The sequence below is a fragment of the Plantactinospora sp. CNZ321 genome (assembly GCF_004217235.1).
In genome coordinates, this window is the sequence record NZ_SHKQ01000001.1 from 1,961,158 (window position 1) to 1,983,331 (window position 22,174).

Genomic DNA, 22,174 nt, shown 5'->3' on the forward strand with positions numbered 1-22,174 from the left:
CTCAGGTCGCGGCGGCGGCGGCGCGAAGTTGCCGGGCCACGTCCTCGCAGATCTTCGCCCCGTACGTGTAGCCGAGGTCGAGCGCGTACCGGGTCTCCACGGCCATCGTCCAACCGTCGCCGATCGCCAGGCAGTTCACCGTGTACCTCTGCTCGCGCTGCCGGTCCACCCAGCCGTTCTTGACCGCGATGGTCTTCTGCTCGGCCGCCGGGAACGCCTTGCGGATACCGAAGTTGCCGACACCGCGTACGGCGCGCATCTCGTCGAGCAGCCACTCGGTCCACTCCGGCCCGGCGGCCCGGCCGTCGGCGATGCAGGCGCCCATCCGGGCGGTGTCCCGGGCCGAGAGCGCGGTACGGCTCCAACCGCCGTCGGCGGACGGGCTGCTGTCGGTCAGGTCGCAGATGCTGATCAGCCGCTTGATCGACGCCGTGCCGCCGTTGCGTTCGTAGAGGGTCTGGGCGGCGTTGTTGTCACTGTCCCGGATCATGATCGAGACCTGGTTCATCCGGGTGTCGCTCGGGGTCTCGCCCTTCTCGGTGGCGCGGCGCAGGAAGTCCGCCCCGATCCACGCCTTGATCATCGAGGCGGTCGGGTTGGTCTCGTCCATGTTGGCCGAGCCGGAGATCTCGCCGGTCCGGGTGTCCATCAGCGCCCAGTTCCACCAGCCGTCCTTGTTGATCTTCACCTTGGCTGGCGCCACCGACAGCGCCGGCAGCGTGGGGCTGGGCGTCGGGGTGGGAGTGGCCGGCCTGCCCGGGGTGGTGGCGGACGAACCGCCTGGTCCGGCCGGTTCGCCCCACTCGGCGGCGGCGGTACTCGCGAACGGCGAGCCCGGCATCAGCCGGAGCCCGACCAGTACCAGCACCAGCAGTACGCCTGTGATCAGGGTCAGCCGCAGCAGGGTGGACCGGTTGGACCGGGCCCGCCGCTCGGCGGTGCGTTCCCTGGTGCCCATCAGGACCGCTTGACGGTGAGTGGCCGGGGCACCTTGAGCACGGCGCCCGGCTGCGGGGGGACCAGTTGGCTGGCGACGCTGGCGCAGACGTCGGCGCCGAAGTCGAGCCCCTTGGCACCGGAGTAGCGCGTCATCACGGAGAGCACCCAGTCGTCGGTGATCGCCAGGCAGTTCAGGTGCCACTTCCCGTCAGCGTTGATCAGCGTCCAGCCGTTCTTGATGCTGACCCGCCCCTGCCCGAGGATTCCCTGCGGCAGTCCGTCGATGATGCCCCAGCGACCGCCGCCCTGCCGGGCCCGCTGATCCTTGGCGGCCGTCGTGCCGCGTACCTTGCTCATCTCGTCCAATACCCAGTCGGTCCACTTCGGTCCGGCGGCTGTGCCGTCCTTCAGGCACTCTCCCATCCGGACCGCGTCCCTGGGGGACATACTGGTGTAACTCCACCAAACGCGGTTGTCGCCGGGAGGAATCTCCTTCGAGGTCTCGGTGAGGCCGCACATTTTGATCAAGCGGTCCAGGCTGCCGACACCGCCAGCGGCGTTGTACAGGGTGTTCGTGGCGTCGTCGTTGCTGTCCCGGATGGCGGTGCTGGCCATCTTCAGCAGCCTCGACGGAGGTTCCTTGTCCTTCAGTCGACGAAGGTAGTCCGAGACGATCCACACCTTGATCATCGACTCGGTCGAGTTGGTGGAGGTCATGTTCCGGGCGCCGGAGATCTTCCCGGCCTTCCGGTCGAGCAGAGCCCAGGAGAAGAAGCCGTCGACGCCCTTCACCGTCACCGGCGCGGCGGCCAGGGTCGGCGGCGGCGGCGCGGACGGCTCGATCCCGACCGGCGGATCCTCGGCCGAGGAGGTGACTCCGCCGGAGTCGACCAGCCGGGCGTACGCGGAGGGAACGAGCAGCAGGCCGCCAAGCACGACTGCCGTGATGGCGAGCACCAGGGTCACGCGGGGACGCATGAGGATGGGGCTCCAAGGGTGAAGGCCGGGGGGCCGCGGTGTCCGGGGCGCTTGCGGTGTTGCGTGTGTCGGCGGTGCCTCCGCCAGCCCCACACCGGCGGTCTGCTCCGCGCCCGAGCTGCCGGGGGGAGGTGGCAGGCCGGGACGGGGAAAGTTTACGTGGCCCGATCCAATCCGCCAGACAGCGAAGGCCGGGGAGTTCCCCGGTGTCGCCGGAAATGACCGGGTCCGTGCTGATAGATGGTGAATATCTGGACGAGTGTGACCAGTCTCATTCACCCACCAGTGCGGACATTTCGTGTTGGTACCTCTCCAGCTCACGGTCGGGTCTGGGTGGCATTTCTATTACACGTCTTGGTAAGTGGCTAGTTGAGCTGTAACACTTGCTGTGTGTACGGACATGACTTCCCGGTTCCGGATGACGGACCCGCCGGCAGCCTGCTCGGCCAGGTCGAGGCGGCGGAGGCGGCGCTGCGGTCCGCCGCCGACCGTGGCCGCTCCGGGGACGACCCGGCCGCCGACACCGACCCAGAGGACTACTTCAGCGCCCTGATCGAAGCGGACCAGAAGATCGAGCCCCGGGACTGGATGCCGGAGGCGTACCGGAAGACTCTGATCCGGCAGATCGCCCAGCACGCCCACTCCGAGATCATCGGCATGCAGCCCGAGGGCAACTGGATCAGCCGGGCACCCTCGCTCAAGCGCAAGGCGATCCTGCTCGCCAAGGTGCAGGACGAGGCCGGGCACGGGCTCTACCTCTACGCCGCCGCCGAAACCCTCGGGGTGACCCGGGACGAACTCGTCGAGCTGCTCCTCTCCGGTCGGCAGAAATACAGTTCGATCTTCAACTACCCGACGCTGACCTGGGCCGACGTCGGCGCCATCGGCTGGCTGGTGGACGGCGCGGCGATCGTCAACCAGGTCCCGCTGTGCCGGTGCTCGTACGGGCCGTACGCCCGGGCGATGATCCGGATCTGCAAGGAGGAGTCCTTCCACCAGCGGCAGGGCTTCGAGATCCTGCACACCCTGGCCGGCGGCACCCCCGAGCAGCACGCGATGGCCCAGGACGCGGTGGACCGCTGGTGGTACCCGTCGCTGGCGATGTTCGGCCCGCCGGACGGCGACTCGACACACTCCCAGCAGTCGATGGCCTGGAAGATCAAGCGGTTCTCCAACGACGAGTTGCGGCAGCGCTTCGTCGACATGTGCGTGCAGCAGGCCGGCGTGCTCGGCCTCACCCTGCCCGACCCCGACCTGCGCTGGAACGAGTCGCGGCAGGCGCACGACTACACCCAGCCGGACTACGCCGAGCTGATGCGGGTGATCGCCGGTGACGGGCCGTGCAACCGGCAACGGATCGCGCACCGCCGCCGGGCCGACGCCGACGGCGCCTGGGTACGCGAGGCCGCCGAGGCGTACGCGGCCAAGCGGGCCGCCGAGCACACCGCGCGGGCCGCCGAGCACACCGCGCGGGCCGCCGAGCAAACGGCGGTGCCGGCGTGAGCGCCCCGGACCAGGGCCGGGCCGGCTGGCCGCTCTGGGAGGTCTTCGTCCGGGCCCGGCGCGGACTGTCGCACACCCACGTCGGCAGCCTGCACGCCCCCGACGCCGAGCTGGCGCTGCGCAACGCCCGGGACCTCTACACCCGCCGCCAGGAGGGTGTCTCGATCTGGGTCGTACCGGCCGGGGCGATCACCGCCTCCAGCCCGGACGAGAAGGACGCCTTCTTCGAGCCGGCGGCCGACAAGGTCTACCGGCATCCGACGTTCTACCCGGTGCCCGACGGGGCGGCGCACCTGTGAACACCTCTGACGCACCTGTGAACACCTCTGACGCACCTGTGAACACCTCTGGCACACCCGCGAACACCACCGTCGACTACCTGCTCGGGCTCGGCGACGACGCCCTGGTCGCCGCCCAGCGGCTCGGTGAGTGGGTCACCGCCGCGCCGGAGCTGGAGGAGGACGTCGCGCTGGCCAACATCGCCCTGGACCAGCTCGGCGCCGCCCGGCTGCTGCTCAGCTACGCCGGTGAGCTGGAGGGGGCCGGCCGGGACGAGGACACGCTGGCGTACCTGCGCTCCGACCGGGAGTACCGCAACTGCCTGTTGGTCGAACTACCGAACGGCGACTTCGCGATGACCATGGCGAAGCTGCTCTTCCTGTCGGCATACCAGCTCCCGCTCTACACCGCGCTCCGCGGTTGCGCCGACGAGCGGCTGGCGGCCATCGCGGGCAAGGCCCGCAAGGAGGTCGCCTACCACCTCGACCACGCCAGCCTCTGGACGGTACGCCTCGGCGACGGCACCGAGGAGTCGCACCGGCGGATGCGGGCGGCGGTGGACGAGCTGTGGCCGTACACCGGCGAGCTGTTCGCGGCCGACCCGGCCGCCCCGGTCGACCCGGCCGGGCTGCGCTCCGCCTTCCTGGCGAACGTCGAGCCGGTGCTGGAGGCCGCCACGCTGGCGCGTCCGGCCGACGGCTGGGGGCCGACCGGCGGCCGGACCGGCCTGCACACCGAGCACCTCTCCTACCTGCTCGCCGAGCTGCAGGTGCTGCACCGGGCACATCCGGGAGCCCGCTGGTGAGCGCGGGCCGACTCTCCCGGACCCGTCGGGCCGTGGCGGCGGTGGTCGACCCCGAGCTGCGGGTGCTGACCATCGAGGACCTCGGCGTGCTGCGGGACGTGACCGAGGACCCGGGGACCGGGCGGGTCACCGTGACGATCACCCCGACCTACACCGGCTGCCCGGCGATGGACGTGATCCGAGCCGACATCCGGGCCGCGCTGGCCGCCGTCGGGCACCCGGACGCGGAGGTCGTCACCGTCTTCGCCCCGGCCTGGACCACCGACTGGATCTCCGAGGCCGGCCGGGCCAAACTGGCCGCCGCCGGGATCGCCCCGCCGGGCCCGGCGAGCGGCCGCCCCGAGGTGCTGGGCAGGGGCCCTTCCACCACCGAAAGCGATATGCGGGGGCCCTTCCCTACCGGCCCGGTGCGGGTGAGGTTGAGTGTTCGGTGTCCGCACTGCGGCAGCGGCGACACCGAGCAGATCAGCCGGTTCGGCTCGACCGCCTGCAAGTCGCTGTGGCGGTGCCGGGCCTGCCGGGAACCCTTCGACCATCTGAGGGCGTTTTGAGCGTGACCATCAACCGGCCGGTCCGCCGCCGGCCGGTCTTCCACCCGTTGCCGGTCCAGGCGGTCGACCGGCTCACCGAGGACGCCGTAGCGGTCACCTTCGAGGTGCCGGCCGAGCTGCGGGAGACCTTCGCCTTCCGGGCCGGCCAGCACCTCACGGTACGGCGGGTCCCGCCGGACGGGGCCGAGGTGCGGCGGTCGTACTCGATCTGCTCGACCCCGGCCGAGCTGGCCGCGACCGGACGGCTCCGGATCGGGGTCCGGGAGGTGCCGGGCGGCGCCTTCTCCAGCTTCGCGGTCTCGACGCTGCGGGCCGGCGACACGGTGGACGTGCTGCCGCCGCTGGGGACGTTCGGCACGGCGTTCGCGCCGGACCGGGTCCGGCACTACGCCGGGGTGGTCGCCGGGTCCGGCATCACCCCGGTGCTGTCGCTGGTCGCGACCGCACTGGCGGTCGAGCCGGCCAGCACCTTCACCCTGGTGTACGGCAACCGGCACGGCCGCACCGTGATGTTCGTGGAGGAGCTGGCCGACCTGAAGGACCGCTATCCGGAGCGGCTGCACCTGGTGCACGTGCTGTCCCGGGAGCCGGGCGAGTCGCCGTTGCTGCACGGCCGGGTCGACGCCGAGCGGCTCGGCCGGCTGCTCGACACCGTCGTGCCGGCCGAGCGGATCGACGAGTGGTTCCTCTGCGGCCCGTACGGGATGGTGCGCGACGCGCGGCGGGTACTGGCCGGGCGGGGGGTGCCGGAGCGGGCCGTACACGCCGAGCTGTTCCATGTGGACGCGCCGCCCGCGCCGCCGGCCCGCCCGGCGGAGACGGCCGCCGGCGCCGGTACCGAGGTGACGATCCGGCTGGACGGCCGGGCGTCGAGTTTCCGGATGGGGCGGGACGAGCGGGTGCTCGACGCGGCGCTGCGGGTCCGGGGCGAGCTGCCGTACGCCTGTAGGGGCGGGGTCTGTTCGACCTGCCGGGCGAGGGTGGTCGCCGGCGAGGTGTCGATGGCCCGCAACTACGCCCTGGAGCCGGACGAGGTGGCCGCCGGGTACGTGCTCACCTGCCAGGCCAGCCCGGTCACCGACACCCTGGTGGTCGACTACGACGGCTGAGGCGGGTTGTCCCGGATCCGTCTTGGTGCGGACGGACATGGAGCGCCATCGGTGGGTTCGACGCGTTGCGCGGATGACGGAAACCTTGCCGCGCGCGACCGGTACGAGATCGATCACTCTCTATCTTGAGAGTCGGTGGCGCGCCGCTGGTGAACCGGTAGCGGCGCCGATTTCGAGGAGGACCCATGCGTCGAGTTCGGGCTGTCCTGGCGCTCGCCTTCGTCGGCACCGCGTTGCTGGCCGGGGCCGGTGCGCCGGCCCAGGCGGCGGTGCCGGTACACCGGCAGGCGGTGGCCGACAATCCCTCTCCGTACCCGTTCGGCACCTACTACACCCTCTCGGCCTGTCGGTACTTCGGGGACAGCCTCGTCGCGGCCGGCGCCTGGCGTTACTACACCTGCGTCTACGAGTGGCGCAGCGGTGAGCCGCAGGGGTACTACTACCTCACCATGTACAACTGAGATCCCTCGCCACGGCAACCGAGATCACCGTCGGCGGTATTGAAGAATTTCTTCGCCGGCCGTTGCTCCATCGAAGGATCTGTACTACCAAGGTAACCATGACGATGCTCCGTACGCGTCGCACCCGGGTCGGAGTCGCCTCCTGCGCGGCGCTCGGACTGCTGAGCAGCATCCTGCTCACCCCGCCCGCCGTGGCCGCCGCCCCCACCCCGGCCGACGCCGGGGACGGCGCGGTCACCGCGGCCGACCCGTTCCCGGCGTACACCCGGTTCAACGTCCCGGCCGAGGACGGCACCCGGGACCGGACCATCGAGGACGAGTTGGTCCGGCTGGCCGACGGCGTGCCGGCCGGCAGCTACATCCGGGGCATCATGTACAGCTGGAGTTCCCCGGTGGTGGCCGAGGCGCTGGCCCGGGCGGCGGCCCGGGGCGTGGTCGTCCGGATCGTGCTGGACGAGACCGGCGGCGGGGTGAACACCCGGGCCGACAACACCGCGGTACCGCTGCTCAGGTCGGCCAACCTCGACGACCTGGTGATCTGCGGCAAGACCTCGTCGACGGTGGCCGGCTCGACGGCGTGCATCGGCAACAAGAGCAACTCGATCAACCACAACAAGGTCTTCACGTTCTCCACCAGCGGCACCATGAAGCGGGTCGTCTTCGTCAGCTCGCAGAACCTCACCTTCAGCCAGAACAACCTCTTCAACACGGCGCTGGTCGTGCACGAGGACTACGACCTCTACGACCACTTCACCAGGTACTTCAACGACATGCGGGCGCAGCGAAAGAACAACGACTACTTCAACGCCGCCAACGGCTACTACAAGTCGCCGAACACCGCGGTCACCGTCTACCACTCGCCCCGGGCCGACAGCGACACCCTGGCGAACCGGCTGGCCGAGGTGAACGCGTACGCCAGCGGCTGCGCGGTGGACGTGGCGCACGCCCAGTTCACCGACGCCCGCCCGCAGGTCGCCACCCAGCTGCGCCGGATCGGCCGGATGGGCTGCAGGGTCCGGGTGGTGTACGGCTCGATGGGCAGCACCGCGTACGCCACCCTGAACGGCCAGCCGAACGTCTCGCTGAAGAAGTACCACGACGCCGAGGCCAGCAACGTCGACGGCCGGGTGGTGACGGTGCACTCGAAGAACATCATCATCCGGGGCACCTTCGCGGGGGTCGCCGGGCGCAGCGTCGTCTTCACCGGCTCGCACAACATCACCGACCCGGCGCTGACCGACCACGACGAGACCCTGGTGAAGATCGAGCACCCGACGGTCTGGAACGACTTCCACGACAACTTCGAGACCCTCTGGGCCCGCGCCAAGTGCGTCAACCCGGACAACGGCAGCTGCGCCACCTGACTCCCGTCACACTGCTCGGGTGGCGGTCGAGGTGGGCCGGGTCGGCGACGTACCCTCGGGTACGTGACGGTGAGCCGGGAGATCGACAGCATCCTGCAACGTGGCGCGGACGGCGGGCGGATCACGCCCGAGGAGGCGCTGCTGCTCTACACCGACGCGCCGCTGCACCCGCTGGGTGAGGCGGCCGACGCGGTACGGCGGCGGCGCTATCCGGACAACATCGTCACGTACCTGATCGATCGCAACATCAACTACACCAACGTCTGCGTGACCGCGTGCAAGTTCTGTGCCTTCTACCGGGCGCCGAAGCACCGGGAGGGCTGGACGCACCCGACCGAGGAGATCCTGCGCCGCTGTGCCGAGGCGGTCGAGCTGGGCGCGACCCAGGTGATGCTCCAGGGCGGTCACCACCCCGACTACGGCGTGGAGTACTACGAGGAGCTCTTCTCCTCGGTCAAGCGGGCGTACCCGCAGCTCGTCATCCACTCCATCGGGCCGAGCGAGATCCTGCACATGGCGAAGGTCTCCGGGGTCAGCCTGGAGGAGGCGATCAGCCGGATCAAGGCGGCCGGACTGGACTCGATCGCCGGGGCCGGTGCCGAGATGTTGCCGGAGCGGCCGCGCAGGGCGATCGCCCCGTTGAAGGAGTCCGGCGCCCGCTGGCTGGAGGTGATGGAACTCGCACACCGGCAGGGCGTCGAGTCGACCGCGACCATGATGATGGGCACCGGGGAGACCAACGCCGAGCGGATCGAACACATGCGGATGATCCGCGACGTGCAGGACCGCACCCGGGGCTTCCGGTCCTTCATCCCGTGGACGTACCAGCCGGAGAACAACCACCTCAAGGGCCGGACCCAGGCGACCACCCTGGAGTACCTGCGGCTGGTCGCGGTGGCCCGGCTCTTCTTCGACACCGTGCCGCATCTCCAGGCGTCCTGGCTGACCACCGGCAAGGACGCCGGACAGCTCGCCCTGCACATGGGTGTGGACGACCTCGGTTCGATCATGCTGGAGGAGAACGTCATCTCCTCGGCCGGCGCCCGGCACCGCTCCAACCTGCACGAGTTGATCTGGATGATCCGCTCCGCCGGCCGGATCCCCGCCCAGCGGGACACCCTCTACCGGCACCTGGCGGTGCACCACACCCCGGCCGACGACCCGACCGACGACCGGGTGGTGTCGCACTTCTCCTCCATCGCGCTGCCCGGTGGCGGCGCGGGCCGGAGTCTCCCGCTCGTCCGGACCCGCTGAACTACCCTCGTCCATTCGGCCACCGCCGGCTGGGCGAGGGGTCGGTCCTTGGCTCCGATCCGCCGGCAAAACGTCGAGCCTGTCGGATAAATGGCTTGTGACCAGGACATTCTTGGAAGCCGGGCCCGTGCGGGCAGTCATAACGGTTGGATCAAGGGGAGCGCGACCGGGCCCGTCGAACCGATAACGTGCCGGCACACGTACCCGCTGACCGTCGTGGACGGACCGGCCCCCGGGCCGGGACGCGGCGCACCGGGGTCGTCCTCTATCGGTCCATGAGGGCCGTTCATATAACGCACGGCATCGCGGGCGAGGTGGGGAGCCACCTCGCCCGTGGTGTGTTCGGGCTCGGCCGGTCTGGCAGACTCTTCCGGCGTGACCCGTACCCCGTCCGGACGCCGGGCCAGCCTGGACAAGCAGCCGCACGAGGTGGCGGCGATGTTCGACGAGGTGGCGTCCCGGTATGACCTGACCAACACCGTGATCTCGTTCGGGCGGGACCGGCGGTGGCGCCGCGCCACCCTGGCCGCCCTCGAGCTGCGCCCCGGTGACCGGGTGCTCGACGTGGGTGCCGGCACCGGAGTCTCCACCGCCGAGCTGGCCACCTCGGGAGCGGACGCGGTGGGCCTGGATCTCTCCATCGGGATGCTCCAGGCCGGCCGACGGAGCCGCCCCGAGCTGCCGTTGCTGGCCGGCGACGCACTCCGGCTACCGTTCCCGGACGAGACGTTCGACGCGGTCACCATCTCGCTGGCGCTGCGCAACGTGGTGGACACCGAGGCGGCGCTCCGGGAGATGGCCCGGGTCACCCGGCCGGGCGGTCGGCTCGTGGTCTGCGAGTTCAGCACCCCGACCAACCCGGTCTTCCGGACGGTCTACCTCTCCTACCTGATGCGGTCGCTGCCGGCGGTGGCCCGGGCCGTGGCGAGCAACCCGGACGCGTACGTCTACCTGGCCGAGTCGATCCGGGCCTGGCCGGACCAGGCCGGGCTGGCCGACCAGATCGCCCGGTCCGGATGGCGCCGGGTCGCCTGGCGGAACCTGACCGGCGGCATCGTCGCACTGCACCGCGGGGTGCGTCGCTGATTTCCGGTTTCATGCTTCTTTAGTCGGTTTTCATCCATGAAGTAGCTTTCCAGGCCGTAGGCTGCGCCCATGGCGGGGGCAGACCGGCAAGGCGACGGCGACGGGCGGCCGGCCGAGGAGACGCCGGCGGCCGAGGCGCTCGACCCGGCCGATCCGGCGGCCGAGGCGCTCGACCCGGCGGCCGAGGCGGCCGACCTGATCGCGCAGATCCGGGAGCTCGCCGGACCCGACCCGGAGGCGATCCGGACCGTCGTCGCCGACGTACTGGCCGCGCTCGACCGGGTCAGCGGCGGCACGCTGCGGGAGCAACTGCCGTACGGGCACGAACTGAGCCCGGACGACGACCCGGCGCCGACCGGCGGGTATCCGATCGAGCCGCACCCGGTCGAGCCGAACCCGCCGGAGCCGCACCCGGCGCAACCCCAGCCGGGGCAACCGCGGCCGGGCTGGCCCGGTCCGGCCGACCCGCACCCGCCGGCACCCGGCCCGGGGCGGCCGCATCCGGCCGAGCCGCACCCCAGCGACCCGCACCCGGTGCGGCCACGCCCCACCGATCCACACCCGACCGAGCCCGGGCCGGTCACTCCGGGACCGACGAGACGGCGTCCGGCGCAGCGCAGCGGCGAGGACCGCACGTGAGCAGCGGGGCGGGCAGGCGACCCTGAGCAGGGTCGGCTGTGAGCAGATGCACATCCGGGACAGTTCGGCTATTTCGCCGGTGAGGTATGTCCCAACGTGGGCGGGACGAGGGTGTGCGTCCGGGTGGCGGAACGGGTCCGGGCAGGTAGTCAGTACGCCTACCTCGGCAACTTAGGTTCACCTAACCGGTCGCCGGCCTCCTCGCGGCTCTAGACTCCTCCCCGAACGAGGCTTGTGAAGCATTTCACGAGCGATCGGGAGGGGAGGCGCGGATGGCCACGGTCGAGTACGACGCGGACGTCATCGTTGTCGGCGCCGGTCCGGGTGGATCGACAACCGCCTATCACCTGGCCCGACAGGGCCTACGCGTGCTGCTGCTGGAGAAGACGGAGTTCCCCCGGGAGAAGGTCTGCGGTGACGGGCTCACCCCGCGGGCCGTCAAGCAGCTCGTCAAGCTCGGCGTCGACACCTCGCCCGAGGCGGGCTGGCTGCGCAACCGGGGCCTGCGGGTCATCGGCGGCGGCGTACGCCTGGAACTCGACTGGCCCGAACTGGCCAGCTTCCCCAACTACGGACTGGTGCGCACCCGCCTCGACTTCGACGACCTCCTGGCCAAGCGGGCGGTCGAGGCCGGCGCCGAACTGCGTACCGGGGTGAACGTGACCGGCCCGGTGCTCGACGGGAACGGTCGGGTGATCGGGGTCGTCGCCGAGAGCGGCCCGGAGAAGGCTCCGGCCAGCTTCGCCGCCCCGCTGGTGATCGCCGCCGACGGCGTCTCCGGGCGTCTCCCGGTCGCGCTCGGCCTCAACAAGCGGGAGGACCGGCCGATCGGGGTCGCCGTCCGCCGCTACTACCGCTCGCCCGCCAAGCACGACGACAACTACCTGGAGTCGTGGCTGGAACTGCGGAGCAAGGAGCACCCCGACAAGCTGCTCCCCGGGTACGGCTGGATCTTCGGCATGGGAGACGGCCGGGTCAACGTCGGGCTGGGCGCGCTGAACTCCTCGGCTGCGTTCGGCAAGACCAACTACCGCCGGCTGCTGGTCGACTGGCTCGCCGGCACCCCGGCCGAGTGGGGCATGACCGACGAGACCAACGCCGCCGGGCCGATCCTCGGCGCCGCCCTGCCGATGGGCTTCAACCGGGTGCCGCACTACACCAGGGGGCTGCTGCTGGTCGGCGACTCCGGCGGCATGGTCAACCCGTTCAACGGCGAGGGCATCGCGTACGCGATGGAGTCCGGCGAACTCGCCGCCGAGATCGTGGTGCAGGCGCTGGCCCGTCCGGCGGGTGCCGAGCGGGAACGCGCGCTGGCCGGCTACCCCGCCGAGCTGAAGGCCCGGTACGGCGGCTACTACCGGCTCGGCAACGTCTTCGTGAAGATGATCGGCAACCCGCACGTGATGCGGATCGCCACCAAGCACGGCATGCCGCACCCGACCCTGATGCGGTTCGTGCTCAAGCTGCTGGCGAACCTGACCGATCCGCGCGGCGGGGACGCGATGGACCGGGTCATCAACGCGATGACGAAGGTGGCTCCGGCCGTGTGATCAGTCGCCGGGCCCGCGCGCGGGCGACCAGTGGCACCCCCGGGCAGCGTCGCCCGGAGGACCGTGAATAGTGTGAATTTGGAAATTGACCGAGGGCCGGGAAGGACGAGCAGGGGAAAACGATGTCGCTCTCGCCGTACGTACCCATCATCGGGCTGTTCGCCCTCGCCGCGGCGTTTTCGCTGTTCTCCGTCGCCGCGGCGCGCTTCGCCGGCCCTCGGCGCTACAACAGAGCCAAGCTCGAGGCGTACGAGTGCGGCATCGAACCGAGCCCGCAGCCGCCCGGCGGCGGCCGGATGCCGATCAAGTTCTACCTGACGGCGATGCTGTTCATCGTCTTCGACATCGAGATCATCTTCCTGTACCCGTGGGCGGTCAGCTTCGACGCCCTCGGGCTGTTCGGCTTCGTGGAGATGGTGCTGTTCATCGTCGCGGTCTTCGTCGCCTACGCCTACGTCTGGCGGCGCGGCGGCCTGGACTGGGACTGAGGGAGGTCGTCAGATGGGTATCGAGGAGAAGCTCCCGTCCGGGATCCTGCTCACCTCGGTCGAGAAGCTGGTCAACTGGTCCCGGAAGTCGTCGTTCTGGGGCGCGACCTTCGGCCTGGCCTGCTGCGCGATCGAGATGATGGCGGCCGGTGGCGCCCACTACGACCTCGGTCGCTGGGGCATGGAGGTGTTCCGCGCCTCGCCGCGACAGGCGGACCTGATGATCGTCGCCGGCCGGGTGAGCCAGAAGATGGCCCCGGTGCTGCGCCAGATCTACGACCAGATGGCCGAGCCCCGCTGGGTGATCTCGATGGGCGTCTGCGCCAGCAGCGGCGGCATGTTCAACAACTACGCGATCGTGCAGGGTGTCGACCACGTCGTACCGGTCGACATGTACCTGCCCGGCTGCCCGCCCCGGCCGGAGATGCTGATCGACGCGATCCTCAAGCTGCGCGAGAAGATCGGCCACGAGCCGCTCGGCCCGAACGGCCGCAAGATGCTCGAGGCACGCCAGGCGCGCGGCGCCGTACCGCTGGTGGCGCCCGGCGCGATGCCCTCGTCGTACCGCAACGACAAGGCCCGGCGGGCCGAGTGGACCCGGGCGGTCGCCGAGGGGCGCGAGGAGCAGCTCCGGATCGAGAACTGGATGAAGGCACAGAACCACCTGGTCGGCAGCGGAGGTGGCGACCGATGACCGAGCGGAGCGAGCGAACCAGCCGGCTCGGTGCGATTGAGCCTCATGGCGGCCCGGAGCGTAGCGGAGGGACGGCATGACCGAGCCCAACCGGCCCAGCGAGCAGCCGGGCGGCGGCGTGCCGGTGAGCCGGCCGCCAATCGGGGCGACCAGCGGGGCGCCGGCCGAGTACCCGCCGGCCAGCGCGGCCGGGCGCGGCATGTTCGGCGTCCACGGCACCGGCGACACCTCCGGCTTCGGCGGCCTGGTCCGGCAGCGGGTCGCGGTGGTGAGCAGCCCCCGGCCGTACGGCGGCTACTTCGACGAGGTCACCGACGCGCTGGAGGAGGCGTACCCGGGCTTCGCCGACGCGATCGAGAACGTCGTGGTCGACCGGGGCGAGCTGACCCTGCACATCCGCCCGGAGCGGATCGCCGAGGTCTGCCAGGTGCTCCGGGACGACGCCTCGCTCCGCTTCGAGCTCTGTTCCTCGGTCTCCGGGGTCGACTACCTCGGCTCCGACGCCCGCCGGCTACACGTCGTCTACCAGCTCACCTCGATGACCTACCGGCGGCAGATCCGGCTGGAGGTCGCGGTGACCGCCGAGGAGCCCCGGGTGCCGAGCGTCACCTCGGTCTACCCCACGGCTGACTGGCAGGAGCGGGAGACGTACGACATGTTCGGCGTCGTCTTCGACGGCCACCCCGGCATGACCCGGATCCTGATGCCGGACGACTGGGAGGGCCACCCGCAGCGCAAGGACTACCCGCTCGGTGGCGTGCCGGTCGAGTACAAGGGCGCCGAGATTCCACCGCCCGACGAGCGGAGGTCGTACCAATGAGCACCTCGACGAACCCGAGCTACGCCGAGTCCCGGGAGACCACCGAGGGCCGGGTCTTCACCGTCACCGGTGGCGACTGGGACCAGGTGGTCAGCGGGCACGACCCGATCAACGACGAGCGGCTCATCGTCAACATGGGCCCGCAGCACCCGTCGACGCACGGCGTGCTCCGGCTGATCCTGGAGCTGGAGGGCGAGACCGTCCGGGAGGTCCGGGCGGTGGTCGGCTACCTGCACACCGGGATCGAGAAGAACCTCGAGTACCGCAACTGGGTGCAGGGCAGCACGTTCGTCACCCGGATGGACTACCTCTCGCCGCTGTTCAACGAGACGGCGTACAGCCTCGCGGTGGAGAAGCTGCTCGGCATCACCGACGAGGTGACCGAGCGGGCCTCGGTGATCCGGGTGCTGATGATGGAGCTGAACCGGATCTCCTCGCACCTGGTCTGGATCGCCACCACGGCGTTGGAGCTGGGCGCGGTCAACATGATGCTCTACGGCTTCCGCGAGCGCGAGTACGTGCTGGATATCTTCGAGCTGATCACCGGCCTGCGGATGAACCACGCGTACGTCCGGCCGGGCGGGGTCGCCCAGGACGTCCCGGACGAGGCGATCGTCAAGATCCGCGAGTTCCTGAAGATGCTGCCGAAGCGGCTGAAGGAATACGAGGACCTGCTCTCCGGCCAGCCCATCTGGCAGGAGCGGACCAAGGACGTGGCGGTGCTGGACGTCACCGGCTGCGTGGCGCTCGGCGTCACCGGTCCGGTGCTGCGGTCGGCCGGCCTGCCGTGGGACCTCCGCAAGACGATGCCGTACTGCGGGTACGAGAACTACGAGTTCGACGTGCCGACCACCGAGAGTGGTGACGTCTGGGGCCGCTACCTGGTCCGGATGGCCGAGATGCGGGAATCGCTCAAGATCATCGAGCAGGCTCTGGACAAGCTCCGCCCCGGCCCGATCATGGTGGCCGACAAGAAGATCGCCTGGCCCGCGCAGCTCGCCATCGGCGTCGACGGGATGGGCAACTCGCTGGAGCACGTCGCCAAGATCATGGGTCAGTCGATGGAGTCGCTGATCCATCACTTCAAGCTGGTCACCGAGGGCTTCCGGGTGCCTCCGGGCCAGGTCTACGTCGGAATCGAGTCGCCCCGCGGCGAGCTGGGCGTACACGCGGTCTCCGACGGGGGCACCCGGCCGTACCGGGTGCACTACCGCGAGCCCAGCTTCGTCAACCTCCAGGCGCTGCCGGCGATCTCCGAGGGCGGCCTGATCGCGGACGTGATCGCGGGCGGCGCGTCGCTGGACCCGGTGATGGGTGGGTGTGATCGCTAAATGACTCAGTCTCAGTTTGGCAACGCAACGTCCCGGCTCGACGGCCTGGTGACCGGGCCCGGCAGCGAGGTGCCGGCTCAGCGCGACGCCGGGCCGCGCAGCGCCGACCTGCACGCGAAGCTCGACGAGCAGGCGCGGGAGATCGTCGCCCGCTACCCGGCCGACCGGTCCCGCTCGGCGCTGCTGCCGCTGCTGCACCTGGTGCAGTCCGAGGAGGGGTACGTCTCCCCGGCCGGCGTGGAGTTCTGCGCCGACGTACTCGGGTTGACCAAGGCGCAGGTCGGCGCCGTGGCCACCTTCTACACCATGTACAAGCGCCGGCCGACCGGCGACTGGCTGGTCAGCGTCTGCACCAACACCATGTGCAACGTGCTCGGCGGGCAGCGGGTCTACGACACGCTGACCGAGCATCTCGGGGTCGGGCACGACGAGACCACCGCGGACGGCAAGATCACCCTGGAGCACGCCGAGTGCCTCGCGGCCTGCGACTACGGGCCCGTGATGACCGTCAACTACGACTTCTTCGACCGGGTCGACCCGGACTCGGCCGTCGCGGTCGTGAACGAGCTGCGCGCGGGCGGCCGACCGCAGCCCAGCCGGGGCGCCCGGCTCTGCACCCTCAGGGAGATGTCGCTGCAACTGGCCGGCTTCGCCGACCCGCGCGAGGAGGCGGTGGCCGACGGGGTGCCCGGGGACCCGACGCTGGCCGGGCTGCGCCTGGCCCAGCAACACGGCGTCTCGGTGGCCGGCTACGACCCGAACACGCCGATCAAGGGCAGCCAGACCGGTGACAAGCCGGCCCCGGCGACCACCCGGCCGGCCGCAGCCACCGGCAGCACCGCCCCGGACGTGAAGGCGCCGGATGACAAGTCGCCACAGATCCGCACCGCCGAGACCCGCAACCCGGACGCGAAGACCGCCGTCCCGGACGCGCCCGGCACGACGCCGCCGGTCGACGGGGCACCGGCCGGACCGGCCGACGCGAAGGCCGCCGAGGCGGCCGGCGCCGCCGCCAACCAGCCGGCCAGCGACGCCAAGCCGGCCGGCGACGGCGGCACCGACGCCCAGGAGCGCTCGCTGAAGTCGGCGGAGAGCGAGAAGGAGGCTGACAGGTGACCACGACGCCTCGGCGGGAGACGCTGGAGAAGCTGACCCCGGTACTCACCAAGCGCTGGCTGTCGCCGGACGCCTGGCGGCTCGACGTCTACGAGCGGCTGGACGGCTACGCGGCGCTGCGCAAGGCGCTCGCCGCACACCCGGACGACCTGATCCAGCTCGTCAAGGACTCCGGCCTGCGCGGCCGGGGTGGCGCCGGCTTCCCGACCGGGCTCAAGTGGGGCTTCATCCCGCAGGGTGACGGCAAGCCGCACTACCTGGTGGTGAACGCCGACGAGGGCGAGCCGGGCACCTGCAAGGACCTGCCGCTGATGACCCACGACCCGCACTCGCTGGTCGAGGGCGTGATCATCGCCTCGTACGCGATCCGGGCCAACCGCGCCTACATCTACGTCCGGGGCGAGGCGGTGCACGCGGCCCGGCGGCTGCGCAACGCCGTACAGGAGGCGTACCGGGCCGGCTACCTCGGCGAGAACATCCTCGGCACCGGCTTCGACCTGGACCTGGTGGTGCACAGCGGGGCCGGGGCGTACATCTGCGGCGAGGAGACGGCGCTGCTGGACTCGCTGGAGGGGTTCCGGGGCCAGCCCCGGCTGCGCCCGCCGTTCCCGGCGACCCACGGCCTGTACGCCTGCCCGACCGTGGTGAACAACGTCGGCACCATCGCCAGCGTGCCGTACATCGTGTTGGGCGGGGCCGCCTGGTGGAAGAGCATGGGCACGGAGAAGTCCTCCGGGCCGATGATCTACTCCCTCTCCGGCCGGATCAACAACCCCGGGCAGTACGAGGCCGGGCTCGGCATCACGCTGCGGGAGCTGATCGAGCTGGCCGGCGGCATGCAGCCGGGGCACGACCTGCGGTTCTGGACCCCGGGCGGCTCCTCGACCCCGCTGCTCACCGCCGAGCACCTGGACGTGCCGCTGGACTTCGAGGGGGTGGCGGCGGCCGGTTCGATCCTCGGCACCACCGCGACCCAGATCTTCTCCGACCAGGACTGCCCGGTCTACGCCACCTACCGGTGGCTGGAGTTCTATTACCACGAGTCGTGCGGGAAGTGCACGCCGTGCCGGGAGGGCAACTTCTGGATGGTCCGCATCTACCGGCGGATCCTGGCCGGGCAGGGCACCCACGAGGACCTGGACACCCTGCTGGACACCTGCGACAACATCCTCGGCCGCGCGTTCTGCGGTCTCGGTGACGGCGCGACCAGCCCGGTGACCTCCTCGCTGCAGTACTTCAAGCAGGACTACCTCGACTACATCGAGGGCCGGACGGCTCCCAAGCTGTCGGAGAAGACCCTGGTAGGAGCCCATTAAATGACGGACGTTGCGAAGCAGGCCGAGACCGTCACGCTCACCATCGACGGCATCGAGGTGACGGCGCCGAAGGGTGCCCTGCTGATCCGGGTCGCCGAGCAGCTCGGCATCGAGATCCCCCGGTTCTGCGACCACCCGCTGCTCGCCCCGGCCGGCGCCTGCCGGCAGTGCCTGGTCGAGGTGGAGGGGCAGCGCAAGCCGGTCGCCTCCTGCACCCAGGCGGTCGCCGACGGCATGGTGGTACGCACCCAGCTCACCTCGCCGGTCGCCAAGAAGGCACAGGCGGGCATCATGGAGATGCTCCTGATCAACCACCCGCTCGACTGCCCGATGTGCGACAAGGGCGGCGAGTGCCCGCTACAGAACCAGGCGATGTCCACCGGCCGCGCCGACACCCGCTTCTACGAGCACAAGCGGGAGTACGAGAAGCCGATCAACATCTCCAGCCAGGTCCTACTGGACCGGGAGCGCTGCGTACTCTGCCAGCGCTGCACCCGGTTCTCCGACGAGATCGCCGGGGACAAGTTCATCGACCTGATGGGCCGGTCCGCCGCCGAGGAGATCAACGTCTACCGGGACGAGGTCTACGGCGGTGAGGAGGGCGAGGAGGGCGACGTACCGTTCAACTCGTACTTCTCCGGCAACACGGTGCAGATCTGCCCGGTCGGCGCACTGACCGGTGTGCAGTACCGGTTCCGGGCCCGCCCGTTCGACCTGGTCTCCACCCCGAGCGTCTGCGAGCACTGCTCGGCCGGCTGCGCCCAGCGCACCGACCACCGGCGCGGCAAGGTGATGCGCCGGCTGGCCGGCGACGACCCGGCGGTGAACGAGGAGTGGAACTGCGACAAGGGTCGCTGGGGCTTCCGGTACGCCACCGCGAACGAGCGGATCACCACTCCGATGGTGCGGGACGCCAGGACCGGTGAGCTGCGCGAGGCGTCCTGGAGCGAGGCGTTCGCCGTCGCCGCCGACGGGCTGCGCGAGGCGCGGGACGGTGGCTCCGGGGTCGGGGTGCTGACCGGCGGCCGGCTCACCGTCGAGGACGCGTACGCGTACGCCAAGTTCGCCCGGGTGGCGCTGCACAGCAACGACATCGACTTCCGGGCCCGCCCGCTCTCGGCCGAGGAGGCCCAGTTCCTGGCCAGCACGGTGGCCGGGACGACCGAGGTGACCTACGCCGACATCGAGCGGTCGTCGGTCGTGGTGATCGCCGGGCTGGAGCCGGAGGAGGAGTGCCCGATCCTCTTCCTGCGGCTGCGCAAGGCGTACAGCAAGCGCGGGCTGAAGGTGCTCGCGCTGGCCCCGTTCGTGACCCGGGGACTTGCGAAGATCGGCGCGACGGTGCTGACCGCCGCCCCCGGCGACGAGGCGAAGCTGCTCGCCGGGCACGCCTCGGTCGCCGAGGCGCTGCGCCAGCCCGGCGCGGTGCTGCTGGTCGGCGAGCGGCTCGCGACCGTGCCGGGCGGCCTCTCCGCCGCTGCCGAGCTGGCCGAGCGTACCGGCGCCAAGCTGGCCTGGGTGCCCCGGCGAGCCGGGGACCGCGGCGCGGTTGACGCCGGCTGCCTGCCGAACCTGCTGCCCGGCGGGCGTCCGGTGACCGACGCGGCCGGTCGGGCCGAGCTGGCCGGCGCCTGGGACGTGGCCGCCGGGGTCATCCCGAGCCAGCCCGGCCGGGACACCGACGGCATCGTCGCGGCGGCCGCCGAGGGCAGGCTCGGCGCGCTGGTGGTGGCCGGGGTCGACCCGGCCGACCTGGCCGACCCGAGACTCGCCGACGCGGCGCTGGAGAAGGTGCCGTTCCTGGTCAGCCTGGAGCTGCGGCACAACGCGGTGACCCGCCGCGCCGACGTGGTCTTCCCGGTCGCCCCGGTGGTGGAGAAGGCCGGCACCTTCCTCGACTGGGAGGGCCGGCTGCGGACCTTCGAGGCGGTGCTGAGCACCACCGCGATGAACGACGGCCGGGTCCTGGACGCCATCGCCGCCCAGCTCGGCGTGCGACTCGGCACCGCCGACGTGAACAGCGTCCGCCGCGACCTGGGTGCGCTGCCGGCGACCAGGGCCAACCGGGCCGCCGCCCCGGCCGTCGAGCCGGCCGAGCCGGTCCGGCCCGGTCCGGGCGAGGCGGTGCTCGCCACCTGGCACCAGCTCATCGACGCCGGCACCCTGACCGAGGGTGACCCGGCGCTCGGTGGCACCGCCCGGCCGCCGGTGGTCCGGCTCGGCAAGGCCGCCGCCGAGGCGCTGGGAGTGGGCGAGGGCGACGCGGTGACGGTCGGCACCGACCGGGGCGCGCTGACCCTGCCGGCGGCGATCACCGACCTGCCCGACGACGTGGTCTGGCTGCCGACCAACTCGCCCGGCGCGAACGTCCGGCGCGGCCTCGGCGTCACGTCCGGCGCGATCGTCCGGCTCAGCGCCGGCCCGGCCACTCCGGTCGCGGCCGACGCCGCCGGCATGCCGGGCCCGCTGCTGAACAGCGCTGGAGGTGCGCGATGAGCGGCCTTACCTACCTGGCCCAGGATCCGACGCTGCAGGACTTCGGCAAGGATCCGTGGTGGCTGGTCCTGATCAAGATCGTGGCGGCGTTCGCCTTCGCGGTCCTGGCCACGCTGCTCGGGGTCTGGTTCGAGCGCCGGGTGGTGGCCCGGATGGCCCAGCGGCCCGGTCTGAACCAGATCGGTCCGTTCGGTCTGCTGCAGACCCTCGCCGACGGTCTCAAGATGGCCTTCAAGGAGGACATCCTGCCGAAGGGCGCGGACAAGGTCGTCTACTTCTTCGCGCCGACCATCTCGGTGATCTGCGCGGTGACCTCCCTGTCGGTGGTGCCGTTCGGCCCGATGGTGAGCATCTTCGGCGAGCGGACCCCGCTCCAGGTCACCGATGTCTCGGTGGCCGTACTGGTGCTGCTGGCCTGCTCCTCGATGGGCATCTACGGCATCGTGCTCGGCGGCTGGGCCTCCGGGTCGACGTACCCGCTCCTCGGCGGCCTGCGCTCCACCGCCCAGATGATCTCGTACGAGGTGGCGCTGGGTCTGAGCATCGTGGCGGTCTTCATGACCGCCGGCACGATGTCGACCAGCGGCATCGTCAGCGCCCAGGCAGACGGCACCCGGCTGAACCTCTTCGGCGTGGTCGACCTGCCCGCACCGGGCTGGTACGCGATCCTGCTGCTGCCGAGCTTCATCATCTTCTTCATCTCCACCGTCGGTGAGACCAACCGGGCGCCGTTCGACCTGCCCGAGGCGGAGTCGGAGCTGGTCGCCGGCTACATGACCGAATACAGCTCGCTGAAGTTCGCGCTCTTCATGCTCAGCGAGTACGTCGCGATGGTGACGATGTCGGCGGTCACCACGACGCTCTTCCTCGGCGGATGGCGGGCCCCCTGGCCGATCACCCTCTGGGAGGGCGCGAACTCCGGCTGGTGGCCGCTGCTCTGGTTCATGGGCAAGGTCATCGCGCTGGTCTTCGTCTTCGTCTGGCTGCGCGGCACGCTGCCCCGGTTCCGCTACGACCAGTTCATGCGGCTGGGCTGGAAGGTGCTGCTGCCGATCAACCTGGTCTGGATCCTGGTCCTGGCCGGCATCCGCACCCTGCAGAAGCAGGACATCGCCGACTCCCACCGCTACACGATCATCGCGGGTGCGGTGCTGGTCGTCCTGCTGGTGACGTTGCTCTGGCCGAGCAAGACGCGGCCGCCCGAGCGGACCCTCCAGGAGAAGGTCAACCGGCGGCCCGCCGGCAGCTTCCCGCTGCCGCCGATGGATCTCCAGGTGCCGCCGAGCCCCCGGACCAGACGGGCGGTCGCCGAGCGGGAACCCGCCAACGTGGGAGCCGGGCAGCCGGCCGGCGCCGACGGGCCGGGCACCGGCCACGACGAGAAGGAGGTGTGAC

Annotated in this window: 21 protein-coding genes; 19 read left to right on the plus strand and 2 right to left on the minus strand. The window is 70.9% G+C overall.

The genetic code is table 11. The annotated features are described in order from the left end of the window. Window position 1 precedes the first annotated feature (1 nt). Both EV371_RS08715 and EV371_RS08720 read right to left on the minus strand, forming a co-directional pair. On the minus strand, window positions 2-958 hold the full coding sequence (locus tag EV371_RS08715) for a serine hydrolase (RefSeq protein WP_130461601.1): 957 nt from the start codon (window positions 956-958) through the stop codon (window positions 2-4). After that, complete coding sequence (locus tag EV371_RS08720; RefSeq protein ID WP_130461602.1) at window positions 958-1,917, minus strand: serine hydrolase; 960 nt, start codon at window positions 1,915-1,917, stop codon at window positions 958-960. Before EV371_RS08720 ends, EV371_RS08715 begins: the two co-directional genes overlap by 1 nt. 390 nt (window positions 1,918-2,307) lie before the next feature. On the opposite strand from EV371_RS08720, the gene paaA reads away from it, so the two are divergent. From paaA to nuoH, 19 genes are all read left to right on the plus strand, one after another. Beyond that, window positions 2,308-3,420 carry a 1,2-phenylacetyl-CoA epoxidase subunit PaaA gene (paaA, locus tag EV371_RS08725; protein ID WP_130461603.1) on the plus strand — a complete coding sequence of 371 codons (1,113 nt, stop codon included), beginning with the start codon at window positions 2,308-2,310 and terminating at the stop codon, window positions 3,418-3,420. Further along, entirely contained in the window at window positions 3,417-3,719 is a 303-nt protein-coding gene (paaB, locus tag EV371_RS08730) for a 1,2-phenylacetyl-CoA epoxidase subunit PaaB (RefSeq protein WP_130461604.1), read from the plus strand. Before paaA ends, paaB begins: the two co-directional genes overlap by 4 nt. 38 nt (window positions 3,720-3,757) lie before the next feature. Then, a complete protein-coding gene (paaC, locus tag EV371_RS08735) occupies window positions 3,758-4,504 on the plus strand; it encodes a 1,2-phenylacetyl-CoA epoxidase subunit PaaC (RefSeq protein ID WP_130461605.1) in 747 nt (248 codons plus the stop codon). Further along, the gene (paaD, locus tag EV371_RS08740) at window positions 4,501-5,055 is read left to right on the plus strand and encodes a 1,2-phenylacetyl-CoA epoxidase subunit PaaD (protein WP_349339448.1); all 555 of its coding nucleotides are present in this window, start codon (window positions 4,501-4,503) and stop codon (window positions 5,053-5,055) included. The genes paaC and paaD overlap by 4 nt, the downstream gene beginning before the upstream one ends. Continuing rightward, entirely contained in the window at window positions 5,052-6,164 is a 1,113-nt protein-coding gene (paaE, locus tag EV371_RS08745; RefSeq protein WP_130461606.1) for a 1,2-phenylacetyl-CoA epoxidase subunit PaaE, read from the plus strand. The genes paaD and paaE overlap by 4 nt, the downstream gene beginning before the upstream one ends. A 185-nt stretch (window positions 6,165-6,349) precedes the next feature. Beyond that, the gene (locus EV371_RS08750; RefSeq protein ID WP_130461607.1) at window positions 6,350-6,625 is read left to right on the plus strand and encodes a hypothetical protein; all 276 of its coding nucleotides are present in this window, start codon (window positions 6,350-6,352) and stop codon (window positions 6,623-6,625) included. Between the two features lie 98 nt (window positions 6,626-6,723). Beyond that, window positions 6,724-7,989: a phospholipase D-like domain-containing protein gene (locus EV371_RS08755; RefSeq protein ID WP_130461608.1), complete on the plus strand. Its 1,266-nt coding sequence runs from the start codon at window positions 6,724-6,726 to the stop codon at window positions 7,987-7,989. A gap of 63 nt (window positions 7,990-8,052) precedes the next feature. Continuing rightward, window positions 8,053-9,243 (plus strand): cyclic dehypoxanthinyl futalosine synthase, encoded by a 1,191-nt coding sequence (mqnC, locus tag EV371_RS08760; protein ID WP_130461609.1) that lies wholly within the window; start codon window positions 8,053-8,055, stop codon window positions 9,241-9,243. Window positions 9,244-9,618: 375 nt separating this feature from the next. Then, window positions 9,619-10,329 carry a demethylmenaquinone methyltransferase gene (locus EV371_RS08765; RefSeq protein WP_130461610.1) on the plus strand — a complete coding sequence of 237 codons (711 nt, stop codon included), beginning with the start codon at window positions 9,619-9,621 and terminating at the stop codon, window positions 10,327-10,329. Between the two features lie 69 nt (window positions 10,330-10,398). Then, window positions 10,399-10,968, plus strand: a complete 570-nt coding sequence (locus EV371_RS08770; protein ID WP_130461611.1) for a hypothetical protein — start codon at window positions 10,399-10,401, stop codon at window positions 10,966-10,968. A gap of 272 nt (window positions 10,969-11,240) precedes the next feature. Continuing rightward, complete coding sequence (locus EV371_RS08775) at window positions 11,241-12,518, plus strand: geranylgeranyl reductase family protein (RefSeq protein WP_130461612.1); 1,278 nt, start codon at window positions 11,241-11,243, stop codon at window positions 12,516-12,518. 122 nt (window positions 12,519-12,640) lie between these two features. Then, entirely contained in the window at window positions 12,641-13,006 is a 366-nt protein-coding gene (locus tag EV371_RS08780) for an NADH-quinone oxidoreductase subunit A (protein ID WP_130461613.1), read from the plus strand. 13 nt (window positions 13,007-13,019) lie between these two features. Beyond that, a complete protein-coding gene (locus EV371_RS08785) occupies window positions 13,020-13,700 on the plus strand; it encodes an NADH-quinone oxidoreductase subunit NuoB (protein ID WP_130461614.1) in 681 nt (226 codons plus the stop codon). A 76-nt stretch (window positions 13,701-13,776) separates the two neighbouring features. Then, on the plus strand, window positions 13,777-14,520 hold the full coding sequence (locus tag EV371_RS08790; protein WP_130461615.1) for an NADH-quinone oxidoreductase subunit C: 744 nt from the start codon (window positions 13,777-13,779) through the stop codon (window positions 14,518-14,520). Next, entirely contained in the window at window positions 14,517-15,851 is a 1,335-nt protein-coding gene (locus tag EV371_RS08795; RefSeq protein ID WP_130461616.1) for an NADH-quinone oxidoreductase subunit D, read from the plus strand. Before EV371_RS08790 ends, EV371_RS08795 begins: the two co-directional genes overlap by 4 nt. After that, window positions 15,852-16,967 (plus strand): NADH-quinone oxidoreductase subunit NuoE, encoded by a 1,116-nt coding sequence (gene nuoE, locus EV371_RS08800; protein ID WP_130461617.1) that lies wholly within the window; start codon window positions 15,852-15,854, stop codon window positions 16,965-16,967. Beyond that, window positions 16,964-18,283, plus strand: a complete 1,320-nt coding sequence (gene nuoF / locus EV371_RS08805; RefSeq protein ID WP_130461618.1) for an NADH-quinone oxidoreductase subunit NuoF — start codon at window positions 16,964-16,966, stop codon at window positions 18,281-18,283. Before nuoE ends, nuoF begins: the two co-directional genes overlap by 4 nt. Continuing rightward, the gene (locus EV371_RS08810) at window positions 18,284-20,779 is read left to right on the plus strand and encodes an NADH-quinone oxidoreductase subunit G (RefSeq protein ID WP_130461619.1); all 2,496 of its coding nucleotides are present in this window, start codon (window positions 18,284-18,286) and stop codon (window positions 20,777-20,779) included. Continuing rightward, a complete protein-coding gene (gene nuoH, locus EV371_RS08815; protein WP_130461620.1) occupies window positions 20,776-22,173 on the plus strand; it encodes an NADH-quinone oxidoreductase subunit NuoH in 1,398 nt (465 codons plus the stop codon). Before EV371_RS08810 ends, nuoH begins: the two co-directional genes overlap by 4 nt. The last annotated feature ends 1 nt before the right edge of the window (window position 22,174 follow it).

Coding starts and splice junctions, on each gene's coding strand:
- EV371_RS08795 (WP_130461616.1), top strand. CDS start 14,517: ATGAGCACCTCGACGAACCCGAGCTACGCCGAGTCCCGGGAGACCACC.
- EV371_RS08780 (WP_130461613.1), top strand. CDS start 12,641: ATGTCGCTCTCGCCGTACGTACCCATCATCGGGCTGTTCGCCCTCGCC.
- EV371_RS08715 (WP_130461601.1), bottom strand. CDS start 958: ATGGGCACCAGGGAACGCACCGCCGAGCGGCGGGCCCGGTCCAACCGG.
- nuoE (WP_130461617.1), top strand. CDS start 15,852: ATGACTCAGTCTCAGTTTGGCAACGCAACGTCCCGGCTCGACGGCCTG.
- EV371_RS08720 (WP_130461602.1), bottom strand. CDS start 1,917: ATGCGTCCCCGCGTGACCCTGGTGCTCGCCATCACGGCAGTCGTGCTT.
- EV371_RS08790 (WP_130461615.1), top strand. CDS start 13,777: ATGACCGAGCCCAACCGGCCCAGCGAGCAGCCGGGCGGCGGCGTGCCG.
- EV371_RS08750 (WP_130461607.1), top strand. CDS start 6,350: ATGCGTCGAGTTCGGGCTGTCCTGGCGCTCGCCTTCGTCGGCACCGCG.
- EV371_RS08810 (WP_130461619.1), top strand. CDS start 18,284: ATGACGGACGTTGCGAAGCAGGCCGAGACCGTCACGCTCACCATCGAC.
- EV371_RS08755 (WP_130461608.1), top strand. CDS start 6,724: ATGACGATGCTCCGTACGCGTCGCACCCGGGTCGGAGTCGCCTCCTGC.
- EV371_RS08785 (WP_130461614.1), top strand. CDS start 13,020: ATGGGTATCGAGGAGAAGCTCCCGTCCGGGATCCTGCTCACCTCGGTC.
- nuoH (WP_130461620.1), top strand. CDS start 20,776: ATGAGCGGCCTTACCTACCTGGCCCAGGATCCGACGCTGCAGGACTTC.
- EV371_RS08775 (WP_130461612.1), top strand. CDS start 11,241: ATGGCCACGGTCGAGTACGACGCGGACGTCATCGTTGTCGGCGCCGGT.
- EV371_RS08770 (WP_130461611.1), top strand. CDS start 10,399: ATGGCGGGGGCAGACCGGCAAGGCGACGGCGACGGGCGGCCGGCCGAG.